At 68.9% G+C, this 26,413-nt stretch carries 25 protein-coding genes; 18 read left to right on the top strand and 7 right to left on the bottom strand.

Translation table 11 applies throughout. The annotated features are described in order from the left end of the window. The first annotated feature begins 449 nt into the window (after window positions 1–449). The 4 genes from B3G12_RS04580 to B3G12_RS04565 all read left to right on the top strand — a co-directional run bounded on the left by B3G12_RS04580 (window position 450) and on the right by B3G12_RS04565 (window position 4,614). Entirely contained in the window at window positions 450–659 is a 210-nt protein-coding gene (locus B3G12_RS04580; protein ID WP_144941666.1) for a hypothetical protein, read from the top strand. A gap of 3 nt (window positions 660–662) precedes the next feature. Further along, window positions 663–2,003 (top strand): glycosyltransferase family 2 protein, encoded by a 1,341-nt coding sequence (locus tag B3G12_RS04575; RefSeq protein ID WP_222128297.1) that lies wholly within the window; start codon window positions 663–665, stop codon window positions 2,001–2,003. Beyond that, entirely contained in the window at window positions 2,000–2,653 is a 654-nt protein-coding gene (locus B3G12_RS04570) for a calcium-binding protein (RefSeq protein WP_144941664.1), read from the top strand. The genes B3G12_RS04575 and B3G12_RS04570 overlap by 4 nt, the downstream gene beginning before the upstream one ends. A gap of 170 nt (window positions 2,654–2,823) precedes the next feature. Beyond that, the gene (locus B3G12_RS04565; protein WP_290499352.1) at window positions 2,824–4,614 is read left to right on the top strand and encodes a DUF2334 domain-containing protein; all 1,791 of its coding nucleotides are present in this window, start codon (window positions 2,824–2,826) and stop codon (window positions 4,612–4,614) included. Between the two features lie 67 nt (window positions 4,615–4,681). Here B3G12_RS04565 and B3G12_RS04560 read toward each other — a convergent pair whose 3' ends face one another. From B3G12_RS04560 to B3G12_RS04550, 3 genes are all read right to left on the bottom strand, one after another. Next, window positions 4,682–5,149 carry a DUF4282 domain-containing protein gene (locus B3G12_RS04560; RefSeq protein WP_290499350.1) on the bottom strand — a complete coding sequence of 156 codons (468 nt, stop codon included), beginning with the start codon at window positions 5,147–5,149 and terminating at the stop codon, window positions 4,682–4,684. Window positions 5,150–5,570: 421 nt separating this feature from the next. After that, window positions 5,571–7,097, bottom strand: a complete 1,527-nt coding sequence (locus B3G12_RS04555) for a catalase (RefSeq protein ID WP_290499348.1) — start codon at window positions 7,095–7,097, stop codon at window positions 5,571–5,573. 75 nt (window positions 7,098–7,172) lie between these two features. Beyond that, entirely contained in the window at window positions 7,173–7,676 is a 504-nt protein-coding gene (locus B3G12_RS04550) for a Fur family transcriptional regulator (protein WP_290499344.1), read from the bottom strand. A gap of 138 nt (window positions 7,677–7,814) precedes the next feature. On the opposite strand from B3G12_RS04550, the gene B3G12_RS04545 reads away from it, so the two are divergent. The 5 genes from B3G12_RS04545 to B3G12_RS04525 all read left to right on the top strand — a co-directional run bounded on the left by B3G12_RS04545 (window position 7,815) and on the right by B3G12_RS04525 (window position 11,551). Further along, complete coding sequence (locus tag B3G12_RS04545; protein WP_290499342.1) at window positions 7,815–8,195, top strand: type I restriction enzyme subunit R domain-containing protein; 381 nt, start codon at window positions 7,815–7,817, stop codon at window positions 8,193–8,195. Between the two features lie 31 nt (window positions 8,196–8,226). After that, entirely contained in the window at window positions 8,227–9,072 is an 846-nt protein-coding gene (locus B3G12_RS04540) for a hypothetical protein (protein ID WP_290499341.1), read from the top strand. 61 nt (window positions 9,073–9,133) lie between these two features. Continuing rightward, entirely contained in the window at window positions 9,134–10,375 is a 1,242-nt protein-coding gene (locus tag B3G12_RS04535) for a heparan-alpha-glucosaminide N-acetyltransferase domain-containing protein (protein ID WP_290499339.1), read from the top strand. Between the two features lie 120 nt (window positions 10,376–10,495). Continuing rightward, a complete protein-coding gene (locus B3G12_RS04530; protein ID WP_290499337.1) occupies window positions 10,496–10,981 on the top strand; it encodes a helix-turn-helix domain-containing protein in 486 nt (161 codons plus the stop codon). A 69-nt stretch (window positions 10,982–11,050) separates the two neighbouring features. Next, window positions 11,051–11,551 carry a PIN domain-containing protein gene (locus B3G12_RS04525; protein WP_349678116.1) on the top strand — a complete coding sequence of 167 codons (501 nt, stop codon included), beginning with the start codon at window positions 11,051–11,053 and terminating at the stop codon, window positions 11,549–11,551. Window positions 11,552–11,624: 73 nt separating this feature from the next. Here the strand turns inward: B3G12_RS04525 and B3G12_RS04520 are convergent, their stop codons facing one another. Then, window positions 11,625–12,773, bottom strand: coding sequence for a PLP-dependent cysteine synthase family protein (locus tag B3G12_RS04520; RefSeq protein ID WP_290499335.1), 1,149 nt, complete (start codon window positions 12,771–12,773; stop codon window positions 11,625–11,627). A 43-nt stretch (window positions 12,774–12,816) separates the two neighbouring features. Then, the gene (locus B3G12_RS04515) at window positions 12,817–13,254 is read right to left on the bottom strand and encodes a cytidine deaminase (RefSeq protein ID WP_012397587.1); all 438 of its coding nucleotides are present in this window, start codon (window positions 13,252–13,254) and stop codon (window positions 12,817–12,819) included. A gap of 197 nt (window positions 13,255–13,451) precedes the next feature. On the opposite strand from B3G12_RS04515, the gene B3G12_RS04510 reads away from it, so the two are divergent. The 5 genes from B3G12_RS04510 (at window position 13,452) to B3G12_RS04490 (ending at window position 19,462) form a co-directional block, all read left to right on the top strand. Then, window positions 13,452–13,733 (top strand): hypothetical protein, encoded by a 282-nt coding sequence (locus B3G12_RS04510; protein ID WP_290499332.1) that lies wholly within the window; start codon window positions 13,452–13,454, stop codon window positions 13,731–13,733. Between the two features lie 301 nt (window positions 13,734–14,034). Continuing rightward, a complete protein-coding gene (locus tag B3G12_RS04505; protein WP_290499331.1) occupies window positions 14,035–15,243 on the top strand; it encodes a TAXI family TRAP transporter solute-binding subunit in 1,209 nt (402 codons plus the stop codon). After that, entirely contained in the window at window positions 15,240–17,447 is a 2,208-nt protein-coding gene (locus B3G12_RS04500; RefSeq protein ID WP_290499330.1) for a TRAP transporter permease, read from the top strand. Before B3G12_RS04505 ends, B3G12_RS04500 begins: the two co-directional genes overlap by 4 nt. A 336-nt stretch (window positions 17,448–17,783) precedes the next feature. Continuing rightward, window positions 17,784–18,590 carry an enoyl-CoA hydratase/isomerase family protein gene (locus tag B3G12_RS04495; protein ID WP_290499328.1) on the top strand — a complete coding sequence of 269 codons (807 nt, stop codon included), beginning with the start codon at window positions 17,784–17,786 and terminating at the stop codon, window positions 18,588–18,590. Then, window positions 18,587–19,462, top strand: coding sequence for a 3-hydroxyacyl-CoA dehydrogenase family protein (locus B3G12_RS04490; protein WP_290499327.1), 876 nt, complete (start codon window positions 18,587–18,589; stop codon window positions 19,460–19,462). The genes B3G12_RS04495 and B3G12_RS04490 overlap by 4 nt, the downstream gene beginning before the upstream one ends. Here the strand turns inward: B3G12_RS04490 and B3G12_RS04485 are convergent. Next, entirely contained in the window at window positions 19,453–20,388 is a 936-nt protein-coding gene (locus B3G12_RS04485; protein ID WP_290499326.1) for a LysR substrate-binding domain-containing protein, read from the bottom strand. The genes B3G12_RS04490 and B3G12_RS04485 overlap by 10 nt on opposite strands. Before the next feature lie 245 nt (window positions 20,389–20,633). On the opposite strand from B3G12_RS04485, the gene B3G12_RS04480 reads away from it, so the two are divergent. The 3 genes from B3G12_RS04480 (at window position 20,634) to B3G12_RS04470 (ending at window position 24,460) form a co-directional block, all read left to right on the top strand. Then, window positions 20,634–21,812 carry a CaiB/BaiF CoA transferase family protein gene (locus B3G12_RS04480; protein ID WP_145009978.1) on the top strand — a complete coding sequence of 393 codons (1,179 nt, stop codon included), beginning with the start codon at window positions 20,634–20,636 and terminating at the stop codon, window positions 21,810–21,812. Further along, window positions 21,809–23,011 (top strand): acyl-CoA dehydrogenase family protein, encoded by a 1,203-nt coding sequence (locus tag B3G12_RS04475; RefSeq protein ID WP_144940774.1) that lies wholly within the window; start codon window positions 21,809–21,811, stop codon window positions 23,009–23,011. Before B3G12_RS04480 ends, B3G12_RS04475 begins: the two co-directional genes overlap by 4 nt. Before the next feature lie 222 nt (window positions 23,012–23,233). Continuing rightward, window positions 23,234–24,460, top strand: coding sequence for a phosphatase PAP2 family protein (locus tag B3G12_RS04470; RefSeq protein ID WP_290499325.1), 1,227 nt, complete (start codon window positions 23,234–23,236; stop codon window positions 24,458–24,460). Here the strand turns inward: B3G12_RS04470 and B3G12_RS04465 are convergent. Then, window positions 24,369–25,268 carry an MBL fold metallo-hydrolase gene (locus tag B3G12_RS04465; protein ID WP_145009981.1) on the bottom strand — a complete coding sequence of 300 codons (900 nt, stop codon included), beginning with the start codon at window positions 25,266–25,268 and terminating at the stop codon, window positions 24,369–24,371. The two genes, B3G12_RS04470 and B3G12_RS04465, sit on opposite strands and share 92 nt — an antisense overlap. A gap of 89 nt (window positions 25,269–25,357) precedes the next feature. On the opposite strand from B3G12_RS04465, the gene gluQRS reads away from it, so the two are divergent. Beyond that, window positions 25,358–26,290, top strand: coding sequence for a tRNA glutamyl-Q(34) synthetase GluQRS (gluQRS, locus tag B3G12_RS04460; RefSeq protein WP_144940780.1), 933 nt, complete (start codon window positions 25,358–25,360; stop codon window positions 26,288–26,290). The last annotated feature ends 123 nt before the right edge of the window (window positions 26,291–26,413 follow it).

The raw sequence follows: 26,413 nt of genomic DNA, 5'->3' as shown, positions 1-26,413 counted from the left end.
GCGGTTCCATAGTCGGCGCCGTACGTCAGTCCGCGAGCCTCCGCGCCGCCCGACGCCGGTCTCGCGGGGAATTCCCGTGGATGCCTTCCCCGGAGAGTGCACGGACACCCGCGACGGGCTGGAGGTAAAGGGCTGCATATCAAGAATGCACACCTACTGATAAGTGTAAATACATATAAATACCCGCAGCTGCACGCAACACCACTAGCCGGGGCGGCATTGTGCTGTCATGAAAGGACAAGTGTTTGCATCCGCAATGCAACAACTGCCATTCTGAGAACAGCCCACACTTCGTGGACTTTTTACTGGTGCGGTGCGTCCGGGGGGACAAACCCGCACCCACAGGGAACCCGGGGGATCCCCTAATGCATGTATTTACATTGATTAGCTCCGCGCCACTCTACGAGTCCCTCCAGGGCTTTCTGCAGGGCGGCAGCCGCGTACTCCTCATGATCGCCATGGCCCTCTTCCTGGCGTACATGCTGTTCTTCCTGAGCACCATGTCGATCGCGAGCGCCATCACCACATGGCACCACGTCCGCCGCCGTCCCCGGCAGGCCGCGCACCCGCGGACCATGGCCCCCGTGGTGCCTGCGCAGGAGGTGCACCACCAGCAGGTGCCGCGGCACGGCCGGCACGCCCTGCGCACGGAGGCCTGAGCCGTGATTCTGCTCTTCGGCCACCGGATCGACCTGGTCCTGGTTCTCGCCGTGACGCTCGTGGCTCTCAGCGTCCTGTACGGCATGTTCATCCTGGTGCTCTCCCGCTTCGAGCCCCGCAGCGCCCAGGACCGTCGCGTGCGGATCGCCGCGCTGCCAGAGCACCTCAAGGTGGTCTTCGTGATCCCGTGCCTCAACGAGGACCGGGTTCTGGGGGCCAGCCTCGACCGCCTCACCGCGCTGGAGCACCCGAACATGGAGATCGTGGTGATCGACGACGGCTCCGAGGACGCCACCCCCGACATCGTGCGCTCGTTCCCGGATCCCCGGGTCCACCTGTTCCAGCGCACCCTGCCACACGCACGGGAGGGCAAGGGCGAGGCCCTCAATGCGGCCATCCAGCACCTGCGGGGCAGCGAGCTGCTCGCTGGCACCTCCCCGCATGACGTGGTCGTGTGCGTCATGGACGCGGACGGCCGCCTGGACCCCCACGCGCTCGAGGACGTCATGCCGCTGTTCAAGGACCCGGCCCTGGGTGCGGTGCAGATCGGGGTGCGCATCAACAACCGCGAGCACAGCCTCCTGGCGCGCATGCAGGACCTCGAGTTCGTGCTCTACACGCACGTGTTCCAGCGCGGCCGACGCCACCTGGGCAGCGTGGGCCTGGGCGGCAACGGCCAGTTCGTGCGTCTGTCCGCGCTGGACGGGCTGGGCGTCTCGCCGTGGTCCCGGAGCCTCACGGAGGACCTGGACCTGGGCGTGCGGCTGCTCATGGACGGGTGGCAGACCGAGTTCGTCTCCACCGCGTCCGTCCACCAGCAGGGGCTGGTGGACGTCAAGCGGTGGGTCAAGCAGCGCACCCGCTGGTTCCAGGGGCACCTGCAGTCATGGAACCTCGTGCCGTGGGTGCTGCGTGACCTCTCGGGGAGCCGGCGGGCGGACCTGGTCTACCACCTGACCAGCCCGTTCCTGCTCCTGCTCACCTCTTTCCTCTCCCTGGCGTTCGCGTTCTGGGCGCTGGACCTCGGGCTCGGCATCGTCACCGGACACGCGGTGGTCTCGGGGTGGTGGCTGTCCTCCTACCTGATCGCGTTCGGCCCGGCACTGCTCTACGGCCTCGTGTACTGGTCCCAGGAACGGCACAGCGGCCTGGGAGTCCTCTCCGCCGTGGTGCTCATGCACCTCTACGTGCTCTACGCCGTGCTCTGGTACGTCGCCGGGTGGAAGGCCGCGTGGCGGGCGGTGCGCGGGCAGAACGGCTGGTCCAAGACGGAGCGCGTGGTGGAGGACCAGGAGCAGAAGGACGAAACCGCACACGAGCTGATGGCGGAGGCGCATGCATGAGCCGGCGACGCGGCGTCGTCGTCCTCTGCGCGCTGCTGGTGCTCGCGGTGCTGGCCGTGGCGGCAGTGAATAACCTGTGGCGCGTGCAGCCGTGGGCAGACGGCTCCACGCACGGCCGCTGGCAGGTCATGTACACCGGCTACGGCACCGTCAAGGGCAACGACCGGCAGGTGCTGCTCGAACCGCACGTCGCGGAGGCCGCGACCATCACCCACGGTGCGCTCGTGCACACCACCGAGTCCTACGAGGAAGCGGACTTCGCTGTCACGGTGCGCACGGAGGAGCAGCTGCGGCGCAACGACGAGCCCAACGCGTGGGAGGTGGGGTGGGTGCAGTGGAACCTGCGGGACAACGACCACTTCTACGCGGTGGCCCTGAAGCCCAACGGCTGGGAGATCTCCAAGCAGGACCCGGCCTACCCCGGGGCGCAGCGCTTCATCGCCTCCGGTGACAACCGCACGTTCCCCGTGGGCAGGGACTACCGCGTGGAGGTCACCCAGGACTGGCCCACCATGACCGTCACCGTGGACGGCACGGAACTGGCCTCCGTCACGGACGAGGAGTCGCCCTACCGCGGCGGCGGGATCGGTCTCTACACGGAGGACGCCAAGGTCCTCTTTCACGACTTCGAGGTCACGGCGCAGCGCTGATCAGCTGGCCTCGCGAACCGGGGCGGGGTGAGCGGCGCCCGCGAGCGACGTCGCGCCCGCAGCACCGGTCGGCACCGGCGCCGGAGACCGACGTCCGGCCGAGAAGGCACCACGCACGACGTTCCACCACTGCGCCCGACGGATGCGGGCCCTAGGGGAAGCAGCAGACGATGGACCATAACTACAGACTCACACGGCGCGCGCGGCTGGCCTGGCTCACGGGACTCGCTGTGGTCCTGGTGATCGCCCTGGTGGTGGTCTTCGGGCTGACGAGCAGCACCCTGGTGGATGGGCAGGCCTCCTCCGTGGCCAAGCAGTACGCGGACCCGGCGCTGGACGGGGAGAGCTCCACCGCCCCGGAGGAGCAGGTCTCCGCGTCCTACGGTCGCGAGGGCGGGACGTCAACGCTCGTGCTCTACGACGGCACCGGAGACTACGCGGACGACGACGCCCTGTACGCAATTGCCACCGGGAACCTGCTGAGCCACTTCGGCACCACCGGGCTCAAACCCGTGGCGCAGTACACGGACGGGATGCTGGAGGGCTACGACGCGACCGTCTACCTTGGCACCGACTACCGCTCCACCCTTCCCGAAGCGTTCCTCTCGGACGTGCGCACCTCTGACAAACCGGTCATGTGGCTCGACCAGAACGTCAACGAGCTGGTGCGCCCGGACGACGACGCCGCGGCGTTCGTGGCGAGGTACGGCTGGGACCCACGCGCGACGTCGTCCGTGGCCAGTTCGCGTGTGACGGCCGTGTCATATGGCGGCCAGGACGTGCACCGCGAGACCGAGGGGGTCAAGGACCTCACCGTCCCGTTCACCGGCAAGGCCGCGACCAGAAGTGGAGATGCGGTGGAGGTGCTGGCGACGTCGCAGTGCCGCGACGGATCCCGCGCCGTGTCCTGCACCGCGGCCGCCAGCGGACCCACGGAGGTGCCCTGGGCCGTCCGCTCGGGAAACCTGACGTACCTCGCAGAGGTGCCGCTGGACTACATCGACTCCAACGACGTCTACCTGGTCTACGCGGACCTCTTCTACGACCTCCTCGGCTCCGAGGCGAAGCCCACCAAGCAGGCGGCCGTGCGCCTGGAGGACGTGGGGCCCGAGTCCGACCCCGCGGACCTGAGGCGGGTCGCGGACTACCTGGCCTCCGAGAACGTGCCGTTCCAGGTGGCCGTGATCCCCATCCAGCTGGGCAAGAACAAGGACGGCTCCGACTGGTACGGGCTCACACTCTCCGACCGACCCGAAGTGGTCTCCGCGCTGAAGTACATGCAGGGCAAGGGCGGCACGCTCATCCAGCACGGCTCCACGCACCAGATGGGCACCGGCAACAACCCCTACAGCGGGCGGTCCGGCGAGGACTACGAGTTCTACAAGTACGCGTGCACCACCACGGACACCGCCCCCTACACGTTCGAGGACTGCACCAACGACTCCTACATCACGCCCGTGGGCAGGGCGGCCCAGGACGACGTCGCCCAGTGGACCCAGCGCCTCGAAGCCGGCCGCGAAGTCATGGCAGAGGCCGGACTCGGCGACACCACGATCTTCGAGACACCGCACTACGGCGGGTCCGTGAACTCCTACGTGGCCATGGCCCGCGAGTACGACGCCCGCTACGAACAGGGCGACTACTACGCCAGCAGCCTCACGGGGAAGGCCTCCGAGGCCGCCAAATCCTACAGCCAGCAGTTCCCCTACACCGTGCACGACATCTACGGCGGCACCGTCTACCCCGAGAACCTCGGCAACATCACCGAGGGCGAGCAGAACAACCATGCCGCCCGCACCCCGGAGTTCCTGGTCTCACGGGCCAACGCGAACCTGACCGTGCGCGAATCCACCGCGAGCTTCTTCTTCCACCCCTACCTGGACCTGAAATACCTCAAGCAGACGGTGCACGGGATCAAGGAGCTCGGATACGAGTTCACGCCGGTCACGGAGCTGAAGTAGCGTCCGGGTCGGCGCCCCCACTCGGGGCGCCGACCCGGACGCACAACACCGTGGGTTCAGCCGTGGGTCAGCGCCTCTCCACGAGCGCGGTCGTGTTCTGGGCGGTGCGGATCATGGAGATCACGAACTCCAGGAACACGCGCATCAGCACGATGTTGATCAGGACGCTCACGAGCCCGAAGACCACGAACAGCAGACCCGCGGCGCTCTCCGTGAGTGCGACCAATCCAGAGATCACCACGATCAATCCGCCCAGTGCGCTGAGTGCGATCGACAGGACGTAGATGAACTTCGCGAACTTGATGGTGATGAAGTGCTTGAAGTCCAGGTCGAACAATGCGGCCAGGAAGCCCGGCTCGCTGTCGGGGCGGTGCGGCGCGTGCGGGGGCTGCGCAGCGCCGTCGTGCGGGGCGGGATACGCATCGTGGCGGGGGGTGCTACCGGCGGCGTAGGGGTGACCACCGTCCGCTCGGGGACCGGCCACCGGCTCCCGGGGATCGTTGTGGTCGTAGCGGGGGTAATTCTGCTCGGACATGACACTCCTCGTGGGGGGCGATAAGTGAAGGACACGGGGCCGCGGGCAGCAGCCCCGCCCTCATTCTGACCCGCGGGCGTGCATTCGCAGACGATTGCTCTGTGACGCCGACGTCGAAGCGCGGACATTACGCGCCGGACGACGCCGCGCCGCGCGGCTCCCCGGCTCCCCCTTCCCGAACGGGCCCGTGCTCGAGGTGAGCGGCCGGTCCCCCCTGGAGCGCTCAGTTGTCCGCGCCCCCTGGCAGGTGCCCGCGGGACCCAGAACGCGCGAACACCCGGCCAGGATCACTGACCGGGTGTTCGCACGCGTATGAACGTCAGGGGTGGGCGGCCTTCGGCGGCCAGGAGCCCCGCACGGTGGTCAGCCCACCGCGCCCGGGCCCACCGAACTCACCCGGGGTCCGTCCACCCCCGGAGCGCTACTCGCTGATCTCGGAGTTGCTCGTGGGGTCCTCGTCCACGCCCATGCCCGGAACCTCGGGGGTGGCGGCGTTGGACTTGACGGCCTCCTCGATGCGCTGACCGATGTTCTCGTCCACGTTCTTCCAGTACTGGAAGGCGTTGGAGAGCACCGGCTCCGCGACACCCTCGAGGGCGCCGGCCACGGTCTGCACGAACCGCGCGCGCTGCGCGTCGTTGAAGACCTCGCGGATCAGGGTGCCCGGCTGGCCGAAGTCGTCGTCGTCCTGACGCAAGGTGTAGGCCTCGCGGACCAGAGCGCCGTCGTCCTCCCAGCCATTGTCCACGGGACCGGTCTCGTCCGACCAGGAGTCACCGAAGGAGTTCGGGGCGTACACCCGCCGGGCGCCGCTGTGGTGATACGTCATGCTGCCCTCGAAGTTGTAGGTGTGCACTTCGTTGATCGGGCGGTTCACCGGCAGCTGCTGGAAGTTGGTGCCGACGCGGTAGAGCTGGGCGTCCGCGTAGGCGAAGGTGCGCCCCAGGAGCATCTTGTCCGGGGAGTTGCCGGTGCCCGGGACCATGTTCGCCGGGGAGAAGGCCGCCTGCTCGATCTGGGCGAAGAAATTCTCCGGGTTGCGGTTCAGGGTCATGGTGCCCACCTTGTGCCGCGGGTAGTCCTTCTTGGACCAGGTCTTGGTCAGGTCGAAGGGGTTGAACCGGTAGGTCTTGGCCTCCTCGTACGGCATGATCTGGAAGTACAGGTCCCACTTCGGGTACTCGCCCCGCTCGATCGCCTCGAACAGGTCGCGACGGTGGACGTCGCCATCGGCTCCGGCCAGGCGCTCGGCCTCTTCGTTGCTCAGGCTCTCCACGCCCTGCCGCGACTCGAAGTGCCACTTGACCCAGAACTTCTCGCCCTCGGCGTTGACCAGCATGTAGGTGTGCGAGCCGTAGCCGTTCATGTGGCGCCAAGTCTTGGGCAGGCCGCGCTCACCCATCAGGTAGGTGACCTGGTGGGCGGACTCGGGGTTGTTGGTCCAGAAGTCCCACTGCATGGTGCCGTCACGCAGCCCGGAGTCCGGCAGGCGCTTCTGCGAGCGGATGAAGTGCGGGAACTTCATGGGGTCGCGCACGAAGAACACCGGGGTGTTGTTCCCGACCATGTCGAAGTTGCCTTCTTCGGTGTAGAACTTCAGGGCGAAGCCACGGACGTCACGCCAGGTGTCCGGGGAGCCCAGCTCGCCGGCCACGGTGGAGAAGCGGGCCAGCATCTCGGTCCTCTTGCCCGGCTGCAGGAAGTCCGCCTTGGTCCACTGCGAGACATCCTCGGTGATCTCCAGGGTGCCGAACGCGCCCGCGCCCTTGGCGTGCGGACGACGCTCGGGGATGTTCATCCGGTTGAAGTGCTGCAGGGTCTCCACCAGCTGGTGGTCATGCAGCACGATCGAACCGTTGGGGCCGGTGGTCAGCGAGTTGCGGTCGCTGACAGCGGGAATGCCGGCCTGGGTCGTGGACCCGGTGGCGTGCGGTGTGGATTCCGTCATCGCGTACTCCTTGATGGGATTGGGATGGGTGGGTGAACCGGTGGCCCAGAGGGGTTCCCGGAGCTCAGGGGGGGCCTACACGGGCGCCGCGGTCGCACCGGCCCGCTGGGCCGAGCAGTCGAAACACACGCCTTGGTAGACGACATCGGCCACGTGGATGCTCATCCCGTGGGTCTCGCTGGGAGTCAGGCACGGTGCATGCCCCACGGCACAGGCCACGTCCTCGATGCGTCCACACACCGTGCACACGGCATGGTGGTGGTTGTCATCGACCCGGGTCTCGTACCGCGCCGGGGAGTTCGCCAGGTCCAGCTGGCGCAACAGTCCGGCGTCCGTGAGCGAGTGCAGCACCACGTAGATGGACTGGACCGTGATCTCCGGAAGTGCCGTGCGCACGTCCGCGAGCACCTCGTCCGCGGTGGCGTGCTGGTGGCGCTCGACGGCGTCCAGCGCCGCCAATCGGGGCTTGGTGACCCGCAGTCCGGCCGCCCGGATCCGGTCGGTCCACGACACGGCCACGACGGCGCCGCCGCCGTTCTCCCGTCCCCCGGGCTGATCGGTCAGAGTGGTCGAGGTCATAGCTTCACTGTGTCATGTTTTGAGTTACTCATCAAAAGGCTGGGGGGCGTGTCGGGCGACGTAGGGGTGACGGGAGGGTGAACCCTCGGGTAGGGCGGCTTCCCCCTCCTGACCTTCTGGCGCCGCGGCAAACGCTCTGTGAAGTACCAGCGGGCGTCCCAGAAGCACATCGAACGGGAGAAACTGCCGCTGAAAACGCTCGTGGCGTTCTCGGGCTCGCTGCCGGATCCGGATGTTGCCGCGATCGGTAACGCGGCCGTGCCGGAGGTGACCGAGGCGCCCATGAACCCGGAACTGCGCGGGAGGGACCTGGCCGGGGTGTTCGGGCAGGAGGACCAGAACATCCTGATCGCGGCGAACAAGTACCAGACCGGTTTCGACCAGCCGCTGCTCACCGCCATGTACGTGGACAAGCAGCTGGTCGGGATCGCCGCGGTGCAGACGCTGTCGCGGCTCAACCGGCGCGCGGACGGCAAGGTCAACACGTACGTGCTGGACTTCGTCAACGACCCGCAGTAGATCCTGGCGGCGTTCCAGGACTACTACGAGGATGCGCATCGAAACCGATTCGGACCCGGACCTCGTGGCCAAGCAGATGGCCAAGCTGGATGCCGCCAACATCTACACGCCCGCGGAGGTCGACCGGGTGTGGGCGGCGTGGTCGGACAGGAATGCCAAGCGCGGCGCGCTGACCTCGGCGCTGGTGCCGGCGGTCGAGCGGTTCACCAACCGCTGGTCCCCCGCCGTGTACGACGACGCCGCAGCGCGCGACGAGCTCGACGAGTTCCGTTCCCTGCTGGGCCAGTACACGAAGTCCTATGCGTTCTTCTCCCAGATCCTCAACTTCGGGGACACGTACTACCTCAAGCTCTCGGTGTTCGCCGACCTGTTGGCGCGACTGCTGCGCGAGCAGCTGGACGACGGCGAGCGCGAGACGGTGACCGCGGACGACGTCGTCCTCACTCACTACCGGCTCGAGAAGCAGCGGGACGAGGACCTGCAATTGGAGGACGGCGAGGCCCGAGGGCTGCAGGGCAGGACCGAGGCCGGCATGACCCGCCAACAGGAACGCGAACGCGCGGCCAGGGCCGAGCTGGTGGAGAAGGTCAACAGATTCCTCGGCGGCCTCGATGCCAGCGACGAGCACAAGGTGAGCGCGGTGGAACTACTGGTCCGCGAGGCCGCCGAGAACACGGACCTGCAGCAACAGGCACGCAACAACACCAGGGCGGACTTCTCGCATTCCCCGCAGGTGCGTCTTGTGCTGGAGGATTCCGTATGGAATCAGAACCGCCAGTCCGAGGCGATCGCCAAGCGACTCCAGGAGCTCCCGCCCACCGATCTGGTGGAACTGGCCATGGCGTTCGATTTGTGGGAACGGTCGCGGGCAGGGTAGGGGTTATCCCTGAAAGCACGTGTTAGGGGGCCGCGAGGCCGGGGGGAACTCAGGAGAACGAGTGAATACGACACGACGCGGTGGCACGGGGGACGTGGCAACCGCAACGGACGGGGCGCCGCGCAAGCGGCGACTGGTGGGGATCGATGCCGCCCGAGGGCTGGCACTGATCGGGCTCATGGCCATCCACTTGCTGCCCGCGTGGAACGAGCAGACCGGGGAGGCCAGCTGGTCCTGGCGGTTGTTCTCCGGGCACTCGGCGGCCCTGTTCGCGCTGCTGGCCGGAGTGGGCCTGGCGCTGGGCTCCGGCGCCCGGCAACCCCGCGAGGGACGAGCCCTGACCGCTGACCGGGTGAGTGTCCTGGTCCGCGCCCTGCTGATCGTCACGGTGGGTATGACCGTCAACGCCGCGATGCCGGAGGATCCTCCCGCCTACAACATCCTGTTCTACTACGGCATGTTCTTCATCCTGGCCATCCCGTTCCTGCATGCCCGCCCCAGGACGCTGTTCATCTGGGCCGCCGCGTTCGGGATCCTCTCGCCCCTGCTGATGCAGCGCATGCTGGATGTCCTGCCGGAGTGGTGGTACTACAACCCCACCCTGCCCAATGTCCTCAGCAACCCCGCGGGCACGCTGTCTCAGCTCCTGCTGACGGGCAACTACCCGGCGCTGCCGTACATGACGTATCTGCTGGTCGGGATGGGGCTGGGCCGCTTGGATCTGCGAGCAGTGCGCACCCAGGTCCGCTTGGTGATCGTGGGCGTCGCGCTCACCGTGTTGGCCCAGCTCGTGTCCGCCGTGCTCCTCGACGGCCTCGGGGGCTACTCCGTATTGCAGGAGGCATCGGGCTTGAGCGGGTCCACGCTCGACGAGATCCTGGTGTGGGGTACCGACTCGCTACCGACCGACACCGGGTGGTGGCTGGCCATCACGACCCCGCATTCCAACACGCCGCTGGCCATTGCGACCAGCCTCGGACTGAGTCTGGCGGTGCTGGGGGTGTTCCTGATGATCAGTCAGAAGATCGGGGCCTGGCTCGTGCCGCTGTCCGCGATGGGGTCGATGACCCTTACGCTCTACTCGGCGCACCTGCTGGCTCTGTCCCTCGAGCTGCATTACGACTCCCCCTACCTCTGGTACCTCGTGCACGTACTGGTGGCCGTCGTCTTCGCCGTCATCTGGCAGCGGACTCTTGGGCAGGGACCGCTCGAGCGGGTGGTCGCCTACTGCGCGAAGGGGACTCGTCGCCTCGTCGCCGGGCAGGGCGGCAATGCCAATCCTGGAAAAACCCGCAACTCCTAACTGGCGTCAACCTTGTCCGGCGGTACCCGCTCTGGCGTTCGACCCATGGGAGCGGCTGCGGGCAGGGTGAGGTGGAGTGACGACATTTTGAATATTTCGAATAGCCAGTAGGGTAGAAACATGACAACCGCCCCGCTGGATCGCTCAACTGTCGCACCCACCCCGGCTCATGAGGAAGAACTGAAAGCCCTCGCGGCCTTCCTCGAGGCCGCGCCCTCAGCACAGGGCCGCGGGATCCCATATCTGGTGTCTCCGACCGGAGCCACACAGCAGATCCCCGCTGAGGTCTACTCCCTGCTCACACACGTCGTGGACGCGCTTGCCAACAACCGCGGCGTCTCCGTGGTACCTACCAACGCGAAGCTGACCACCCAGCAAGCTGCTGATCATCTGGGAATTTCCCGGCCGACACTGGTCAAGCTGCTGGAGCAAGGTGATATCCCATTCACCAAAGTCGGAAGGCACCGCAGAGTCCTGCTGACTGATCTCATTGCCTACGAAGAACGTCTCGAGAAGACACGCCGCGAAGGCCTCCGACAGGCAACTCACGAGGTAGCTAACCACGGCACATACTTCGACATCCCGGCAGACCCGGCCACCCGGTAAATTCCCATGTCGTTCCCGGTGGTTCTCGATGCATGCGTATTGATTCCCATGCCTATCGCAGATCTATGACTGCGTCTGGCCACGGCCAAGCAATTCAGGCCGCTTTGGTCGGATGAGATTCTGAACGAGGTAGAGCGCAATCTGGTGAAGAAGCTTCACAAGGACCCGCACAGCGCTCGCAGACGTGTGAACGCCATGCGGGGCTTCTTCCCCGACGCTCTGGTCGAGAACTACGAGAGCCTCGTGCCTGCCATGACCAATGACCCCAAGGACAGACATGTGCTGGCGGCAGCGGTCCGTTCAAGAGCCGAGCTCATCGTGACATCCAACCAGAAGGACTTCCCGACGACCGCCCTCAAGCCCTATGACGTTGCGGTGCGATCTCCGGATGACTTCTTACTCGACCAGTTGGATTTGGACCCTTCAACCGTGGTCCGCATCGCCGAAGAAGTGGTGGCTGACATGCGGAATCCGAAGATCACGTGGAATGGGTACCTCGAGGGTCTCGCTCGCGCCGGCTTGCCTCTATTTGCTACGGAACTCGAAAAGCGGACCGTAGGAGTCGGCTAGAAGCCAGTTCCAAGGGGCACCCCACAACGCTGACTGCCCATCCTCATCGTCCCGGCCGTCGCCACGCCGGCGCTCACCCCAGTTCCCCGCTCCCCATGAAGCCCTCCAACCGCTCCAGGTACGGGGCGATGTCCAGCCCCTCCCCCGCGAGCCACTCGTCCGAGTAGTACTTGTCCAGATAGCGGTCCCCGGGGTCGCACAGCAGCGCGATCACGCTGCCCCGCTCCCCCGCCCGGACCATATCGGAGATGATGCGCAACGCCGCCCACAGCCCCGTGCCCGTGGAAGCCCCGGCCTTGCGACCGATCAGGGTGTCCAGGTGGCGGATCGCGGCGACCGCGGCGGCGTCGGGAACGCGGATCATCCGGTCGATCGCCGAGCCCATGAAGCTCGGCTCCACGCGCTGCCGGCCGATGCCCTCGATCCGGGACCCGAGCGGCGTCGTCACCGAGGGGTCCTGCTGGCGCCAGGCCGGGAGGAAGGCCGAGTTCTCCGGGTCCGCCACGCACACCCCCGTCTGCCGGCCGGTGTAGCGCACGTAGCGGGCGATCGTCGCGGAGGTCCCGCCGGTGCCTGCCGTGGCCACGATCCACGCGGGATCCGGATAGCGCTCCTGGGACATCTGCGCGAACAGCGACTCCGCGATGTTGTTGTTCCCGCGCCAATCCGTGGCCCGTTCGGCGAACGCGAACTGGTCCATGTAGTGACCGCCGGTCTCGCGCGCGAGGCCCGCGGCGACGTCGTACACCTGGTCCGGGCGCTCCACGAAATGGCAGCGACCGCCGTGCAGCTCGATCAGGCGGATCTTGTCACGGCTGGTCCCCTGGGCCATGACGGCGATGAACGGCACCCCGATCAGCCGTGCAAAGTACGCCTCGGACACCGCCGTGGACCCGCTCGACGCCTCGATCACCGGCCGCCCCCTGCGCACCCACCCGTTGCACAGCGCGTGCAGGAACAGCGAGCGCGCCAGGCGGTGCTTGAGCGAGCCCGTGGGATGCGTGGACTCGTCCTTGAGGTACAGGTCCACGCCCCACTCCTCGGGCAGCGGCACCGACAGCAGGTGTGTGTCCGACGACCGGTTGCCCTCCGCCCGCACCTTCGCCACGGCCTCGGCGCACCATCGCCGGGCCTCCGCGTCGAAACGGTCGATGTCCTCCTCGGGCGCCACCGCCGACGATGACGCCGCTGGCTCCCCCACGCTCATTCCTCGAGTGCTCATGAGGGAAGCCTATGCCGGGCCCACTTCCCCGCGGGGCATCCCGTCACCGCAGCCAGCCGGGGTGGGCGTCACCCGTCAGCGCGGTCAGCCAGTAGTCCGGCAGCAGGTCCGCCAATCGCTTCCACACGACCGCCGTGGGATCGTCCCGGTCCGCCACCGCCGCCAGGACGTCCGGCCCGTACGCCGCCAACCGTTCCCGGCACACCCCGCACGGGCTCAGCACGACGACGCTGCCATCCGCCCTGCGGTGCACACACACCGAGGCCACCACCCTGAGGTCCAACCGGTGGGCGGCACAGTACGGTTCGATCTCGTGGCACACCTCGACCGCGGCATTCGGCATGTCCGGGGCGGTTCCGGTGACCACGGCGCCGTCCTCGAGCAGCATGGCCGCCGCACCGTGCTCCGACCCGTCCGGAAACCGGGTTTCGAGTAGTGCCTTGCACTCGGTCACGACGTAGTCCAGAGCGGAAGTGTCCATGGCCGGAGCCTATCGGGGAGCGCGCCGCATGGGTCGATTGGCCAGTCGGCCAGAGTTGCCCGCGGGTCCGCGAGTCCACTGGAATCGGCCGCTGGGCCGGGCTTACCGTGCAAGGGCATGTACTCATGGCGCGAAGCCACCTCAGACGTGTCGAGAGACAACACCGTAGGACCACCTCAGAATCAGGAGCCCGCACCATGAAGTACCTCCCCGGAATCCTCTCTCTGTCCTGCACGATCGCTAGCCTGTTGATCTTCTTCCTGGCCCGCGAGCCCATGCTGGCCATGCTGGTCGCACTGCTCGGTGTGGTGGCCAGCGGTGCGACCACGTTCCGACGCCGGCCCGGCGGACGATCGAACCCTCGGACCGACCGAGGTGACGGTCGCACGGTGGAGCTGCAGCGGCGTCGTCTCCTCGCGGACGTGCAGGCGCACCAGCGCAACGTGGCGCACGAAGGGGGCCCGGCTGCCTCGCACTGAGAGGGCACGAACGTGTGAGGCGGGGCCTGACCGGCGACCCGCGCCGGCCACGAGCCGCCCTGGCTCCGCCCGCCACGACCGCCCCGCCTGATGGTGGCAGCGGCGCTCACCTGTGGTGCAACCCGACCCGGCATTGCCCGCCCCAACCACCACTGATACCCGTTCCGCATGAAACTAGCGAGTAAGTGTCCTGGATCACCCATGCGCTGTATGAATGGGAACCTCCGGTTGTCCGGCCCTTTCGCACGCGTGAGAGGCGCGGGACCCGGTCGATCCGTCGGACCCGTTCAGTGGAGGCCCCATGCCCCGTACACTCAACCGCCGCGCGCTCCTGGCCGCAGCGGCGTCGTTACCCGTACTGGCCGGTGTGGCCGGGTGCTCGGGCGGCTCGAAGGCCGCCGGGGGCTCGCAGCAGCTCGTGTGGTCCACGTACGGCGTGGGCACGGGCACGTACAACGACCTCGCCGCCGTGGCCAACACGCTGACCCAGAAGACGGGCCGCCAGATCCGTCTCATGACGTCGGACACCGGGATCGGCCGTCTGGCCCCGTTGATCAACGGGACCGCGCAGTACTCGCGCACCGGGGACGAGTACTACTACGCATTCGAGGGCAACGACGAATACTGCTCGGAGCAGTGGGGTCCGCAGGCGCTGCGCCTGGTGTGGACTCCCCCGGGCAACTACGGGGTGCTGGTGCGCAAGGACAGCGGCATCGAGACCGTGGCGGACCTCAAGGGGAAGAAGTTCCCCAAGCTGATCGCGAGCACGTCCATCAACCGCAAGATGGAGGCGATCCTCAACTTCGGCGGCCTCACCGGCAAGGACGTCCAGATGGTGGACGTGACCTACAGCGGTCAGATCGAGGCGCTGAAGACCGGGCAGATCGACACCCTGTACCAGAACGTGGTGGGCGCCAACGTCTCTGAGCTCGCGTCCCAGTACCCCATCCGCTGGCTGAACCTGGGCGGCGGCACACCCTCCCAGTACGCCTCGTGGAAGGAGCTGGCCCCCATGGTTAAGCCCGGCGAGTTCTCCAAGGGCGCGGGTCTGGCCAAGGGCGAGACGGCGGTGAACATGCAGTACACCATCCCGGTGGTCGCCCGCGCGGACCGCCCCGCGGAGGAGGTGGCCGCGCTGGTCGCGGACATGGACCGCTACTACCCGGACTACAAGGACACCACCCCGGACGCCCACCGCTTCGGCACGGACCAGATCCAGCTCACGCCCCTGGTGATCCCGTTCCACGACGCCATGGTGGAGTTCCTTACCAGCAAGGGCCGCTGGAGCAAGGACCTGCAGACCCGTCAGGACGCCCTGCTGGAGCGCGAGCACCGCATGCACGAGGCCTGGCCCGCGTTCTGGCAGGACCACAAGGACCGCGAGGACCCCAAGTCCGCGCGCAAGGAGTGGGTGGACTGGAAGAAGGCCAACCTCCCCGAGCTCCCGGACACCCCCGGTGCCCTGCCCGGCACGTCGTCCACCACCGCACCCTCCGGAGGCCACGCATGAGCACCCCGTACCAGACCGGCGGCGCCGCCGGCCCCGCCAGTGCCTCGGCTCCCGCTGGCACCGCTGGCCCCGTCACCACCCCCGGGCCGGCCATCGACCCCCGCACCGGCGCTGAGATCACCGCCACGCACCCGCACGGGGGCGACGACGCCGCCCAGCCCACCATGCCCTCCGACGTCTCCCTGCACGACGCGAGCCCGCGGCTGACGCCGTTCTGGCGCAGCCTGGTGATCGTGCTGACCGTGGTGGGCGTGCTGCTGACCATGAACCAGGTGTTCTTCTGGAACGTGGGCGGGGTGACCATCCCCACCAACTCGTTCCTGTACCTGCTGATCGCCGTGTTCGTGCCGATCGTGTTCATCGTGACCCCCATCCGCAAGCACGCCCCCGGGTCCGCGGCTCGGCAGCGGCGGGGCGTGCCGTGGTACGACGTGCTCCTGGTGCTGGCCGTGGTGGGCACCAGCGTGTACTTCGCGGTCCACGGCATCGAGATCCAGGAGTACGGCTGGCAGTTCATGGCCCCCACACTGGCCACCGGGCTGAGCTTCGTGTTCTGGGCCCTGATCCTGGAGACGCTGCGCCGCGCCGCCGGACTCGTGGTCCTGGTGATCGCGTTCCTCTTCTCGGTGTACCCGCTCTTCGCCGGTGTGATCCCCCTGTCCTTCCTGCAGGGCATCTCCTACGACCTCCCCACCCTGGCCACGGTGCACACCATGGGCGTGGACAGCGTCCTGGGTCTGCCCCTGCAGACCGCGGGCACCATCCTGGTGGGCTTCCTGCTCTTCGGCGTGGTGCTGCAGCACACCGGCGGCGCGGACTTCTTCCACGAGCTGTCCATGGCGGTTTTCGGCCGCTACCGTGGCGGCTCCGCCAAGGTGGCCGTGGCCAGCTCTGCGGCCATGGGCATGATGAGCGGCTCGGCGGTCTCCAACGTGCTCACCACGGGCCCCATGACTATCCCCGCCATGAAGCGCTCGGGGTTCAGCGCACGGGTGGCGGGTGCCGTGGAGGCGACCGCGTCCTCCGGTGGTTCCATCACCCCGCCCATCATGGGAACCGCCGCGTTCCTCATGGTCTCCTTCGTGGGCGTGCCGTACACCTCCATCCTGGTGGCGGCCACGATCCCCGCGATCCTGTACTACCTGGGCATCTTCCTGCAGATCGACGGCTACGCCGCCCAGCGTGGCCTGAGGGGCACCCCGAAGAACCTCCTTCCGCGGGCCCGTCACGCCCTGGCGCAGGGCTGGCCGTACCTGGGGGCGCTCGCGGTGCTCACGGTGCTGCTGTTCACCACGGACTCCGAGGCGCAGGTGCCGTACTGGGTGGTGGGCCTCCTGCTGCTGATCGCCCTTGTCACGCCGAGCGTGACCTTCGGCCCCCGGCAGTGGGTGGACATGGGCGTGGACGTGGGCAAGACGCTCGCCCAGATCGTCGGCATCATCGCGGGTGTGGGCCTGATCCTCGGCGGCTTGACCGCCACGGGCGTCGCACTGTCCCTGTCTCGCGACCTGGTGGCCCTGGTGGGTGACAACGTGGTGCTGATCCTGATCGCCGGCGCCGTGGTCTGCTTCGTGCTCGGCATGGGTCTGACCATCTCCGCGGCCTACGTCTTCCTCGCCATCGTGATGGTCCCGGCGGTCACCGCGCTCGGCGTGGACCCGATCGCCGCGCACCTGTTCGTCATCTACTGGGCCTCGGTCTCCTACATCACCCCGCCCGTGGGGCTCGCGGCCTTCGCGGCGGCGGGCATCTCCAAGGCCTCCCCCATGGCCACGTGCTTCTCCGCCATGAAGCTCGGCGCGGTGAAGTACGTGGTGCCGTTCGGCTTCGCGCTCAACCCCGCGCTGGTGGCCCAGGGCGAGCCGGTGCACATCGCGCTGGCGTTCCTCTCCAGCCTCGTGGCGGTCTACGCGATCGCCGCGGCCATGGGCGGGTGGCTCACCTTCGTGGAACGGCAGCTGCCCGTTCCCCTGCGGGTCGTGCTCGCCGTGGGCGGCTTCATGATGTTCCTGCCGGGGGTGCTGGTCACGCTGATCGGCCTCGCACTGGTCGCCGCAGCGGCAGTCGCGGCGCGCCTGAGCCGGCCGCGCGCCGTCGTCGACCCCGAGACGGGACAGATCACCCGTGTGCCGCGGGGCGCCCACGACCCGCGGGACCATGCCGCGGACGACGCCGCAGCCTCCGCGACCCCGCCGCACCGGTAGGCGGCATCTGAGGTGTAGCACTGCCCACAGCACCGCACGCCAGGCGGGCAGTGCTACTCCTCAGAATCGCGGCGGGCCCGGATGCTCGACGCCGCATCCCGCCCCGCAGTCGCCCGCACCACGCCCAGGCCGCCGTCGCCCCGCATCGCACCCTCCCCGCCAGTGCTCCGGACCCCACCCTGGCCGCTGTTGCCTCACCCACCCACAATCAATACCCGTTGCGCATCAATTCTCCGGCCGTGTGGAGTGGTTCACCCTTTGAGCGGTATGAATGGAACGAGCCATCCCGAAGGAAAAGCTGCGGGAGAACGCACGACCACGAATGGAGCGCACACCATGAGCCCAGACCCCAGCGACGTCCTCACCGTGGAGGTGGCGGGCGGGACCGCCCTGGTGACCGTCAACCGCCCGGAGGTCCGCAACGCGATCAACGCGACCGTGCTGCAGGCGCTGACCCGCACCCTCGAGGAGCTCGCCGCGGACGAGGACGTCCAGGTGCTGATCTTCACGGGCGCCGGGGACAAGGCGTTCGTGGCGGGCGCGGACATCAACGAGCTCGCCGTGCGCACGCCCCGGGACGGTCTGAAGGCCACCATGCAGAGCGTGTACGAGAAGGTGGAGCAGTTCCCCAAGCCCACGATCGCCGCGGTGAACGGGTACGCGTTCGGCGGCGGCCACGAGCTGGCCCTGGCGTGCGACATCCGCGTGGCCTCCACGAACGCGCAGTTCGCGCTGCCAGAGACCGGGCTGGGCATCATGCCCGCCGCGGGCGGCACGCAGCGCCTCGCCAAGCTGGTGGGCCTGGGCCGCGCCACGGAGATCATCCTCACCGGGCGCCGAGTGAAGGCCAACGATGCCCTGGCCATGGGTCTCGTGACAGACGTCGTGGAGCCGGGCGAGCTGCTGGACACCGCCCGCGAGACCGCGAACGCCATCATGTCCAAGGGCCCGCTGGCCATCCAGCTCGCCAAGACCGTGGTCCGCCACGGCTTCGACGTGGACCACCAGACCGGGATCCTGCTGGAGCGACTGGCCCAGTCCGTGCTCTACAGCAGCGCGGAGAAGACCGAGGGGACGAACGCGTTCCTGGAGAAGCGCAGCCCGGATTTCCGGGGCGCGGCACAGAAGGACGTGAACAAGTGAGCGAGAACCCGTTGCAGGACATCAAGCACGTGACCGTGATCGGTGCGGGTGCCATGGGATCGCAGATTGCCATGGTGTGCGCGCTGGCCGGGTACGACACGGACGTCGTGGACATCGCCCAGGAAGCCGTGGACAGGGCGGCCGAGCAGCTGCGCTCCCGCATGGACCGGGACGTCAGCAAGGGCCGCCGCACCCGGGAGGACGTGGACGCCGCGTTCGAGCGGATGACCTTCTCCACGGACCGGGACGAGTGCGCGGCTCAGGCCGACTTCGTGATCGAGGCCGCGGTGGAGGACCTGACCATCAAGCGCCAGGTCTTCGCGGAGCTGGACGCGGTGTGCCCGGAGCACACCATCCTGGCCACGAACTCCTCGAACATCGTCTCCTCCCGCGTGGCCGACGCCACGAACCGCCCGGAGAAGGTGTGCAACGTCCACTTCTTCAACCCGGCACTCGTGATGAAGTGCGTGGAGGTGGTCCCCAACCCGGCCACCTCGCCGGAGACCGTGGAGACCGCCATGGCGCTGGCCCGGTCGATCGGCAAGGAGCCCGTGCAGCTGAAGAAGGAGGTCCCGGGCTTTGTCGCCAACCGCCTGCTCGGCGCGCTGCGCACCGAGGCGCTGAAGCTCTACGAGGACGGCGTGGCGGACTACCAGGACATCGACGTCGCCGCGAGGACCGCACTGAACCACCCCATGGGGCCGTTCGAGCTCATGGACATGGTCGGCATCGACGTCGTCTACCTGATCCGCCTGGCCGAGTACGAGCAGACGGGCGATCCCGCCTCCCTGCCCGCAGAGTCCATCAGGGAGAAGTACGAGGCCGGCGAGTACGGCCGCAAGTCCGGCAGGGGCTGGTACGACTACGAGTAGGATGCCGGGCGGTCCCCCGCCACCTGCGCACGGCGGGGGCCGCCGTACAAGCTCTGCGCCATGTGCACGACCGCCCGCAGCGCCGGGTTCGGGTCCGCCCCGCGCCACAGGATCTGCACCTCGAGCGGTCGCTGCTCCTCCGCGAGCGGCAGGAACACCACCCCGTCCGAGGACACGTTGTCCCGCACGGTGTCCAGGCTGAGCGCGCACCCGATCTGTGCCGCCACCAGCACCAGCAGGGTCCAGGAGTCCGGCGCCACCTGGGCGATCCTGGGCATGAAGCCCGCCGCCATCGCCATGGAGGTCAGCCGGTTCTGCAGGGCCGCGCCGGGCCCGGTGGGCAGGATCACCCAGGACTCCTCCGCGAGCTGCGCCATGCTCACGCGCTGCTCCCCGGCCAGCGGGTGGTCCGCGGGCAGCACCACCATGAGCTCCTCGTAGCCCAGCACGCTGGAGCGCAGCTCCGCCGGGATGAAGTCCCACCGCCCGATCGCGGTGTCCAGCGTGCCGTCCAGCACCTTCTGCATGGCCAGGTGCGAGAACTGCGAGCCGTGCAGCTCCAGGTGGATGCCGGGGCGGTGCACGCGCACGTGCCGGGCGAGCTCGCCCACGGTCCTGTTGATCGACGCACCGGCAAAGCCCAGCCGCACCCGCCCGGTCTCACCGGTCACCGACTTCGCCACGGCAGCGCGCGCGTTCTCGGACGCTGCCACGAGTGCCTTCGCGGGCTCCACGAGCGCCGCGCCGGCCGGGGTCAGTGCCACCTGGCGGGTGCTGCGCTCGAACAGCGCGGTCCCCAGGGACTTCTCGATGCTCTTGATGAGCCTGCTCAGGGGCGGTTGCGCGATCCGCAGCTGGGCCGCCGCCCGTCCGAAGTGCAGCTCCTGCGCCACTGCGAGGAACGCCCTCGCCTCGTGCACCTCCATGGTGGACCTGCCTTTCCTCGTGCGCTGTCGACGCCGCCCGGTCGGCACGACGTCGTCCCCGCCGCGCCGTCGTGACCTCACCGCCGCGGGCGTTCGACGTCGTCGCCACCCAGGGGACGCGCGGCCCACGGCCCGGTCACTGTTGTCCTCAGGGCATCAATGACTGCCTCGTTCTGTATTGGACAGAACATAATGCCAGTGCTTATGTGGTGCAAGACACATCCTCGTCCCCCTAGGGAGTCCACATGTCCCTGACCAGCAACACCCCCGGCACGGGCCCGCTCAGCGGTGTCGTCGTCGCCGACTTCTCCCGGATCCTCGCCGGACCGTACTGCACCATGCTGCTCGCGGACATGGGGGCCACGGTGATCAAGGTGGAGGGCCCCGAGGGGGACGACACCCGGCTGTACAAGCCGCCGAGCGTCAACGGGATCGGCACGTACTACCTCTCCGTGAACCGCAACAAGCACTCGATCGTGCTGGACCTGAAGGACCCGCAGGATCTGGAGACCGCGTACGAGATCATCGACGCCGCGGACGTGTTCATCGAGAACTTCAAGCCCGGTGGACTGGCGCAGTTCGGCCTCGACGCCGAGTCCGTGGCCGAGCGCTGGCCGCAGCTCGTGCACGCGAGCATCACCGGCTTCGGCACCAAGGGCGGCAGCCACCTGCCGGGCTACGACCTGCTGATCCAGGGGGTCTCCGGGTTCATGTCCGTGACGGGCTCCCCGGACGGACCCCCGCAGCGCGGCGGCGTCGCGTTGTTCGACGTCATCACCGGCCTGCATGCCGCCGTGGCCGTCCTCGGGGCCCTGAACGAGCGCGGCGTCTCCGGGAAGGGCCAGCACGTGGAACTGGACCTGCTCTCGGCGGCGCTGTCCGGTCTGGTCAACCAGACCACGGGCTACGCGGCATGCGGCAACGACCCCCAGCGTCTCGGCAACGAGCACCCGAGCCTGTTCCCGTACGGCCCGTTCCCCACCGCGGACAAGGAACTGATCATCACGGTGGCCAACAACTCCCAGTTCACCCGCTTCTCCACCGTTCTGGGAATGCCGGACCTCGTCCGGGACCCCCGCTTCGACAGCGTGGAGCACCGGAACACCAACCGGGAGGAGCTGCGGGTGCTGCTCAACGGCGCGCTGCGCACCGAGACCGCCGAGACCTGGGCGAGCAGGCTGCAGGCCGCCGGCGTGCCGTGCGCTCCGATCCTCAGTATCCCGGAGGGCGTGCAGTACGCGGCGTCGCTCGGCCTGGACCCGGTCGTGCAGGTGGGCCAGGGGGACGAGACGGTGCCGCTCATCAAGAACCCCGTCAGCTACAGCCGCACCCCCGTGTCCTACGACAAGGCCCCGCCGGCGCTCGGCGCGGACACCGAGGACGTCAGGCAGTGGCTGCGCACCCACCGAAAGGACCCGTCATGAGCGAGCTGCTCGAGAACCCCGACTTCTTCCTCCTGGACCAGGACCTCTCCGCGGAGGAGACCGCCCTGCGGGACCGCGTCCGCGCGTTCGGCCGCGAGCGCATCCTGCCCGTGATCAACGAGTACTGGGAACGGGGGGAGCACCCCGAGCCGGTGTTCGCGGGGCTCGCGGAGCTGGGCATCGTGGGCACCTTCATCCAGGGCTACGGCTGCCCGGGGCTCTCCCGCCAGGCGGCGGGGCTGGTGGCCCGGGAGATGGGCCGGGTCGACGGCTCCGTGAACACGTTCTTCGGCGTGCACTCCAACCTGTGCATGGGCAGCATCTACATGCTCGGCAACGAGGAGCAGCGTCAGCGCTGGCTGCCCGCCATGGCGGAGGTCGAGAAGACCGGGGCGTTCGCGCTGACCGAGCCGGACCACGGCTCGGACTCCGTCTCCTTGGAGACCTCCGCCCGCCGGGACGGCGACCACTGGGTGCTCAACGGCCACAAGCGCTGGATCGGCAACGGCCACGCCGCGGACGTGACCGTGCTCTACGCCCGCGACGAGGCAGACGGGCAGGTCAAGTGCTTCGTCGTGCAGAAGCAGCAGGACGGCAGCTACCCGCAGGGCTACGAGCCCACCGTGATCGAGGGCAAGGTGGGCAAGCGCGCCATCAACCAGGCGGACATCGTGATCGAGAACCTGCGGATCCCGGACGAGAACCGCCTGGAGCACTGCAACAGCTTCAAGGACGTCAACAAGGTCCTCAAAGCCACTCGGGGCGGTGCGTCCTGGGAGGCCGTGGGCCACGGCATGGCGGCATTCGAGATCGCGGCGAAGTACGCCCTGGAGCGCGAGCAGTTCGGGCTGCCCATCGCCAACTACCAGCTGGTGCAGGAGCGGCTGGCCACCATGCTCTCGGACCTGACCTCCATGCAGCTGCTGTGCACGCGCATGGCGCACCTGCAGGAGACCGACCAGCTCACGGACGCCATGGCCTCGCTCGTGAAGATGACCACCTCCCGCAAGGCCCTGGAGATGTGCCGCACCGCCCGGGACATGCTTGGCGGCAACGGTCTGCTGCTCGAGAACCACATCGGCCGTCACCTCACGGACATGGAGGTGGTCTCCACCTACGAGGGCACCGACTCCGTCCAGGCGCTCATCGTGGGCCGCGCGATCACGGGAGTCTCGGCCTTCACCCGCACCCGCCGTTGAGTCACGGGCTGGCGACGGGCTGGGCCACCGACCGGGTTACGACGCCGCCGCTCCCGCACCCTTGCACGCCCGTCACCCCCCCGCGCGGGGTGGCGGGCGCGACCGCCGTCCCACCTCACAGCCCCGGCATAGCGGAACGTGCCACCATGGTGTCCGGCCCACTGCACTGCAGGGCGGGCCGCCCGTGCCGTCCCCCTCTCAGTCCGGTGAGGTAGTCCTTCCGTGTCCTACGCGTCCTTCCCCCCTGGTCCCCACGCCTCGTACCCCGCCCCCGGTGCGCCGGCTCCCGGAGCACCCCGCCGCGTGCGGGCGCGCTCGGTGGTGGGCACCCTGGTGGTGCTCGCGCTGCTGTGGGGCCTGGTGCTGGTCGTCGCCCACGCCGGGCTGCAGACCGTCACGGGCCAGGCCCTGGACGAGGTGGCCCTCGCGCAGGCGAAGGCGGACCGCAACGCGTACTTCCCCCGCCCGGTGCTCGTGCTTGCGCAGTACGCCCCGGAGGTCATCGCACTGCTCGCGGGGATCCTGGCGCTCGTGTGGGCGGTGCGCTACCGCCGCTGGACGGCCGCCCTGTGCGCGGCCGGTGCGGTGATCGCGGCGAACGTCACCACCCAGTTCCTCAAGCACGGCCTGCTGGACAAGCCGGACCTGGGCATCCAGCAGATCGCGTCCAACTCGTTCCCCTCGGGCCACACCACCGCCGCGGCGTCCTTCCTCATGGCGCTGCTGCTGGTCGCACCCCCGCACCGCCGCGCCCGCGCGGGGCGCTGGGGGGCCTTCCTCGCGGCGGTCGTGGGCATGCTCACCGTGGTCAACGGCTGGCACCGCCCCTCGGACGCCGCCGCCGCCGTGCTCGTGGTGGCCGGATGGGGTCTCGTGGCGGCGCTCGCGGAACGGCTGATCGGTTTCGCCCTCGCGCGCACCGGGCGGGCCCGCCGCGGTTCCGCGGGTGCCGGGCTGCGCCGCTACCGGGAGGACCGCTCCCGCCGACGCCGCCGTCTCTCGTGGCGTGAGGACCGCGGGGACAGCGCCTACGTGCCGCCCGCCCACGAACGGCAGGCGGAGGAGCGCGAGTGGGCGGCGTCGTCGACCGGGCGCGAAGATCCGCGCGGTGGCACACGAAACAGCGGGGAGTGGAACGACGCCGCGCAGAGTCACGCCGCGTCGAACGGCGGCGGCCAGCGGGCGGCGTCGTGGGACCGGCAGTCACCGAGCCGCGAGGCGGAGGACGGCAGCCCGTGGTTCCCGGCCCGTCCGCGCACGGCCACGGCGTTGATCCTGGTGGTGCTCACTGCGGTCCTGCTCGCGGCAGCCGTGTGGTGGCCCTACCCGACCGTGGCCGGGACGCTCGCCGGGCGCATCACGGTGCTGGCGGGGTACCTGGGTATTGCTGCGGCGGCGGCTCTGGGGTGGGCTGCGGTGGCTGCGCGCCTGCGGTCTCCGATTCGATGAGCGCCAGCCGGTCCAGGAACACGCGGGCTACGCCAGCCTGGTAGGGCAGGCGGTACATCGCCGCGGTGGACGGGCCCTCGCCCGAGTCCAGGACGTCCTGGGCGCGGCGCACCGCCAGCTCCATGGTGTCTGCCTGCTGGGCCACGAAGTTCGCGGTCACCGGCGTGCCGTGGCCCGGCACGAAGGCGGTGTAGCGCTCCAGGGTGGCGAGCGCGCGCAGCGACTCCGCCCAGCGCTGCGGGTAGGCGTCCTCGAAATTGGGGTCAGCCCCCTCCTCCACCAGGTCACCGCAGAAGACGACGTCCTCCACACCCACGCAGACGTCGTTGTCCGTGTGGCCCGGGCCCAGGAAGAACAGGGTGACCGGGCGCTCGCCCAGGTCGATGCGCGTCAGCGAGGGCCTGCGGCCGTTGCCGGGAAGCGTGTTGGTGGGCAGCACGAGCTGGGTGTCGATCCCGGAGCCCTCGCCCATCTCCGGCTCCTGAGTGCTCACGATGCTGCGCTGGAACTCGCCCACCACACCCATGGCGGTGGCGCACGCCTTGTGGGCCCAGAACTCGGTGGCACCGGCGCGCGCGAACACGGCGTTGCCCATGTAGTGGTCGTAGTGGGCGTGGGTGTTGACCACGGTCAGCGGCAGCGTGGTGATGTCCCGCACGGCGGCCAGGATCTCCCGCCCCTGCCGCGGCCCGGCGCCCGTGTCGATCACCAGGGCGCGCTGAGTGCCAACCACGAGACCGGAGTTCAGTCTCCAGTTCTCGGTGCCGATCACGTAGACGCCGCGGCGCAGCTCCTGGGTGCGTGCCATGGAGCCATTCTATCGGCTGGGCACCGGCTCCCCGCATCCCAGCCGCAGGTGGGAAAGGTCAGACTGGGCCCGGTGCTACTGTGTGCCGCATGTCCGCCCCCACGCCAGAGAACGCCCTGAGCCCGGCTGGTCGCTTCGCACCCTCCCCCTCCGGGGACCTGCACCTCGGGAACCTGCGCACGGCCCTGGCCGCGTGGGGTTTCGCGCGGGCCACCGGCCGCCGCTTCCTGCTGCGTGTGGAGGACCTCGACCGGGTCAAGCAGGGTGCCGCGGAGCGCAACGTGGCGGACCTGCGAGAGCTCGGCCTGGACTGGGACGGGCCCGTGGCGCTGCAGTCCGAGCGCATCCCGCTGCTCCTGGACCGTGTCCGCACCCTCACGGACGCCGGGCTCACCTACGAGTGCTACTGCACGCGCCGGGAGATCCACGCGGCGGCCTCCGCACCGCACGGCATCCCGGGGGCCTACCCCGGCACCTGCCGGGAGCTGAGCGCGGCCGAGCGCGAACGCCGTCGTGCGCAGCGGCCCCCCGCCCTGCGGCTGCGCGCGGAGGTCACCGAGTTCGCGGTCCGGGACGAGCTGGCCGGGCCGTTCACGGGAGCGGTGGACGACATGGTGCTCGTGCGCAACGACGGCACCCCCGCCTACAACCTCGCCGTGGTGGTGGACGACGCCGAGCAGGGCGTGGACCAGGTGGTGCGCGGGGACGACCTGCTCCCCTCCGCACCGCGCCAGGCGTACCTCGCCGCACTGCTGGGCCACCCGGCGCCGTCCTACGCACACGTGCCGCTCGTGCTCGGCCCGAGCGGCGAACGGCTGGCCAAGCGCGACGGTGCGGTGACCCTGCGCGAGCTGCGGGAGCTCGGGTACTCCACGGGGGATGTGCTCACGTGGCTGGCCACCTCCCTGGGGATCGAGCAGCCCGTGCGCACCACCGCGGACGTGCTGGAGCACTGGGATCCCTCGGCATGGCTGCGGGAACCCACCGCGTTCCAGCCGTGGCCGGAGAGGCGGACGGGCTGACGCCCTGGTTCTCGTCGTCCCTCCGACGGCGCAGCGACCGCTCAACGGCGGGGCCGGGGCCGGTCCCGGAAGTGTCCACCAACGCCGCAGCACCGGCTCGGTCGAACAGCCAGGTGGCGTCGG

The organism is Kocuria sp. UBA5001 (assembly GCF_002398425.1).
Lineage (GTDB): Bacteria > Actinomycetota > Actinomycetes > Actinomycetales > Micrococcaceae > Kocuria > Kocuria salsicia.
This window is presented reverse-complemented; position numbering and strand designations above follow the sequence as displayed.

Coding starts and splice junctions, on each gene's coding strand:
- B3G12_RS04465 (WP_145009981.1), bottom strand. CDS start 25,268: ATGGCACGCACCCAGGAGCTGCGCCGCGGCGTCTACGTGATCGGCACC.
- B3G12_RS04550 (WP_290499344.1), bottom strand. CDS start 7,676: ATGACCTCGACCACTCTGACCGATCAGCCCGGGGGACGGGAGAACGGC.
- gluQRS (WP_144940780.1), top strand. CDS start 25,358: ATGTCCGCCCCCACGCCAGAGAACGCCCTGAGCCCGGCTGGTCGCTTC.
- B3G12_RS04505 (WP_290499331.1), top strand. CDS start 14,035: ATGCCCCGTACACTCAACCGCCGCGCGCTCCTGGCCGCAGCGGCGTCG.
- B3G12_RS04530 (WP_290499337.1), top strand. CDS start 10,496: ATGACAACCGCCCCGCTGGATCGCTCAACTGTCGCACCCACCCCGGCT.
- B3G12_RS04565 (WP_290499352.1), top strand. CDS start 2,824: ATGGACCATAACTACAGACTCACACGGCGCGCGCGGCTGGCCTGGCTC.
- B3G12_RS04480 (WP_145009978.1), top strand. CDS start 20,634: ATGTCCCTGACCAGCAACACCCCCGGCACGGGCCCGCTCAGCGGTGTC.
- B3G12_RS04560 (WP_290499350.1), bottom strand. CDS start 5,149: ATGTCCGAGCAGAATTACCCCCGCTACGACCACAACGATCCCCGGGAG.
- B3G12_RS04515 (WP_012397587.1), bottom strand. CDS start 13,254: ATGGACACTTCCGCTCTGGACTACGTCGTGACCGAGTGCAAGGCACTA.
- B3G12_RS04570 (WP_144941664.1), top strand. CDS start 2,000: ATGAGCCGGCGACGCGGCGTCGTCGTCCTCTGCGCGCTGCTGGTGCTC.
- B3G12_RS04580 (WP_144941666.1), top strand. CDS start 450: ATGATCGCCATGGCCCTCTTCCTGGCGTACATGCTGTTCTTCCTGAGC.
- B3G12_RS04510 (WP_290499332.1), top strand. CDS start 13,452: ATGAAGTACCTCCCCGGAATCCTCTCTCTGTCCTGCACGATCGCTAGC.
- B3G12_RS04485 (WP_290499326.1), bottom strand. CDS start 20,388: ATGGAGGTGCACGAGGCGAGGGCGTTCCTCGCAGTGGCGCAGGAGCTG.
- B3G12_RS04540 (WP_290499341.1), top strand. CDS start 8,227: ATGCGCATCGAAACCGATTCGGACCCGGACCTCGTGGCCAAGCAGATG.
- B3G12_RS04475 (WP_144940774.1), top strand. CDS start 21,809: ATGAGCGAGCTGCTCGAGAACCCCGACTTCTTCCTCCTGGACCAGGAC.
- B3G12_RS04520 (WP_290499335.1), bottom strand. CDS start 12,773: ATGAGCACTCGAGGAATGAGCGTGGGGGAGCCAGCGGCGTCATCGTCG.
- B3G12_RS04495 (WP_290499328.1), top strand. CDS start 17,784: ATGAGCCCAGACCCCAGCGACGTCCTCACCGTGGAGGTGGCGGGCGGG.
- B3G12_RS04555 (WP_290499348.1), bottom strand. CDS start 7,097: ATGACGGAATCCACACCGCACGCCACCGGGTCCACGACCCAGGCCGGC.
- B3G12_RS04500 (WP_290499330.1), top strand. CDS start 15,240: ATGAGCACCCCGTACCAGACCGGCGGCGCCGCCGGCCCCGCCAGTGCC.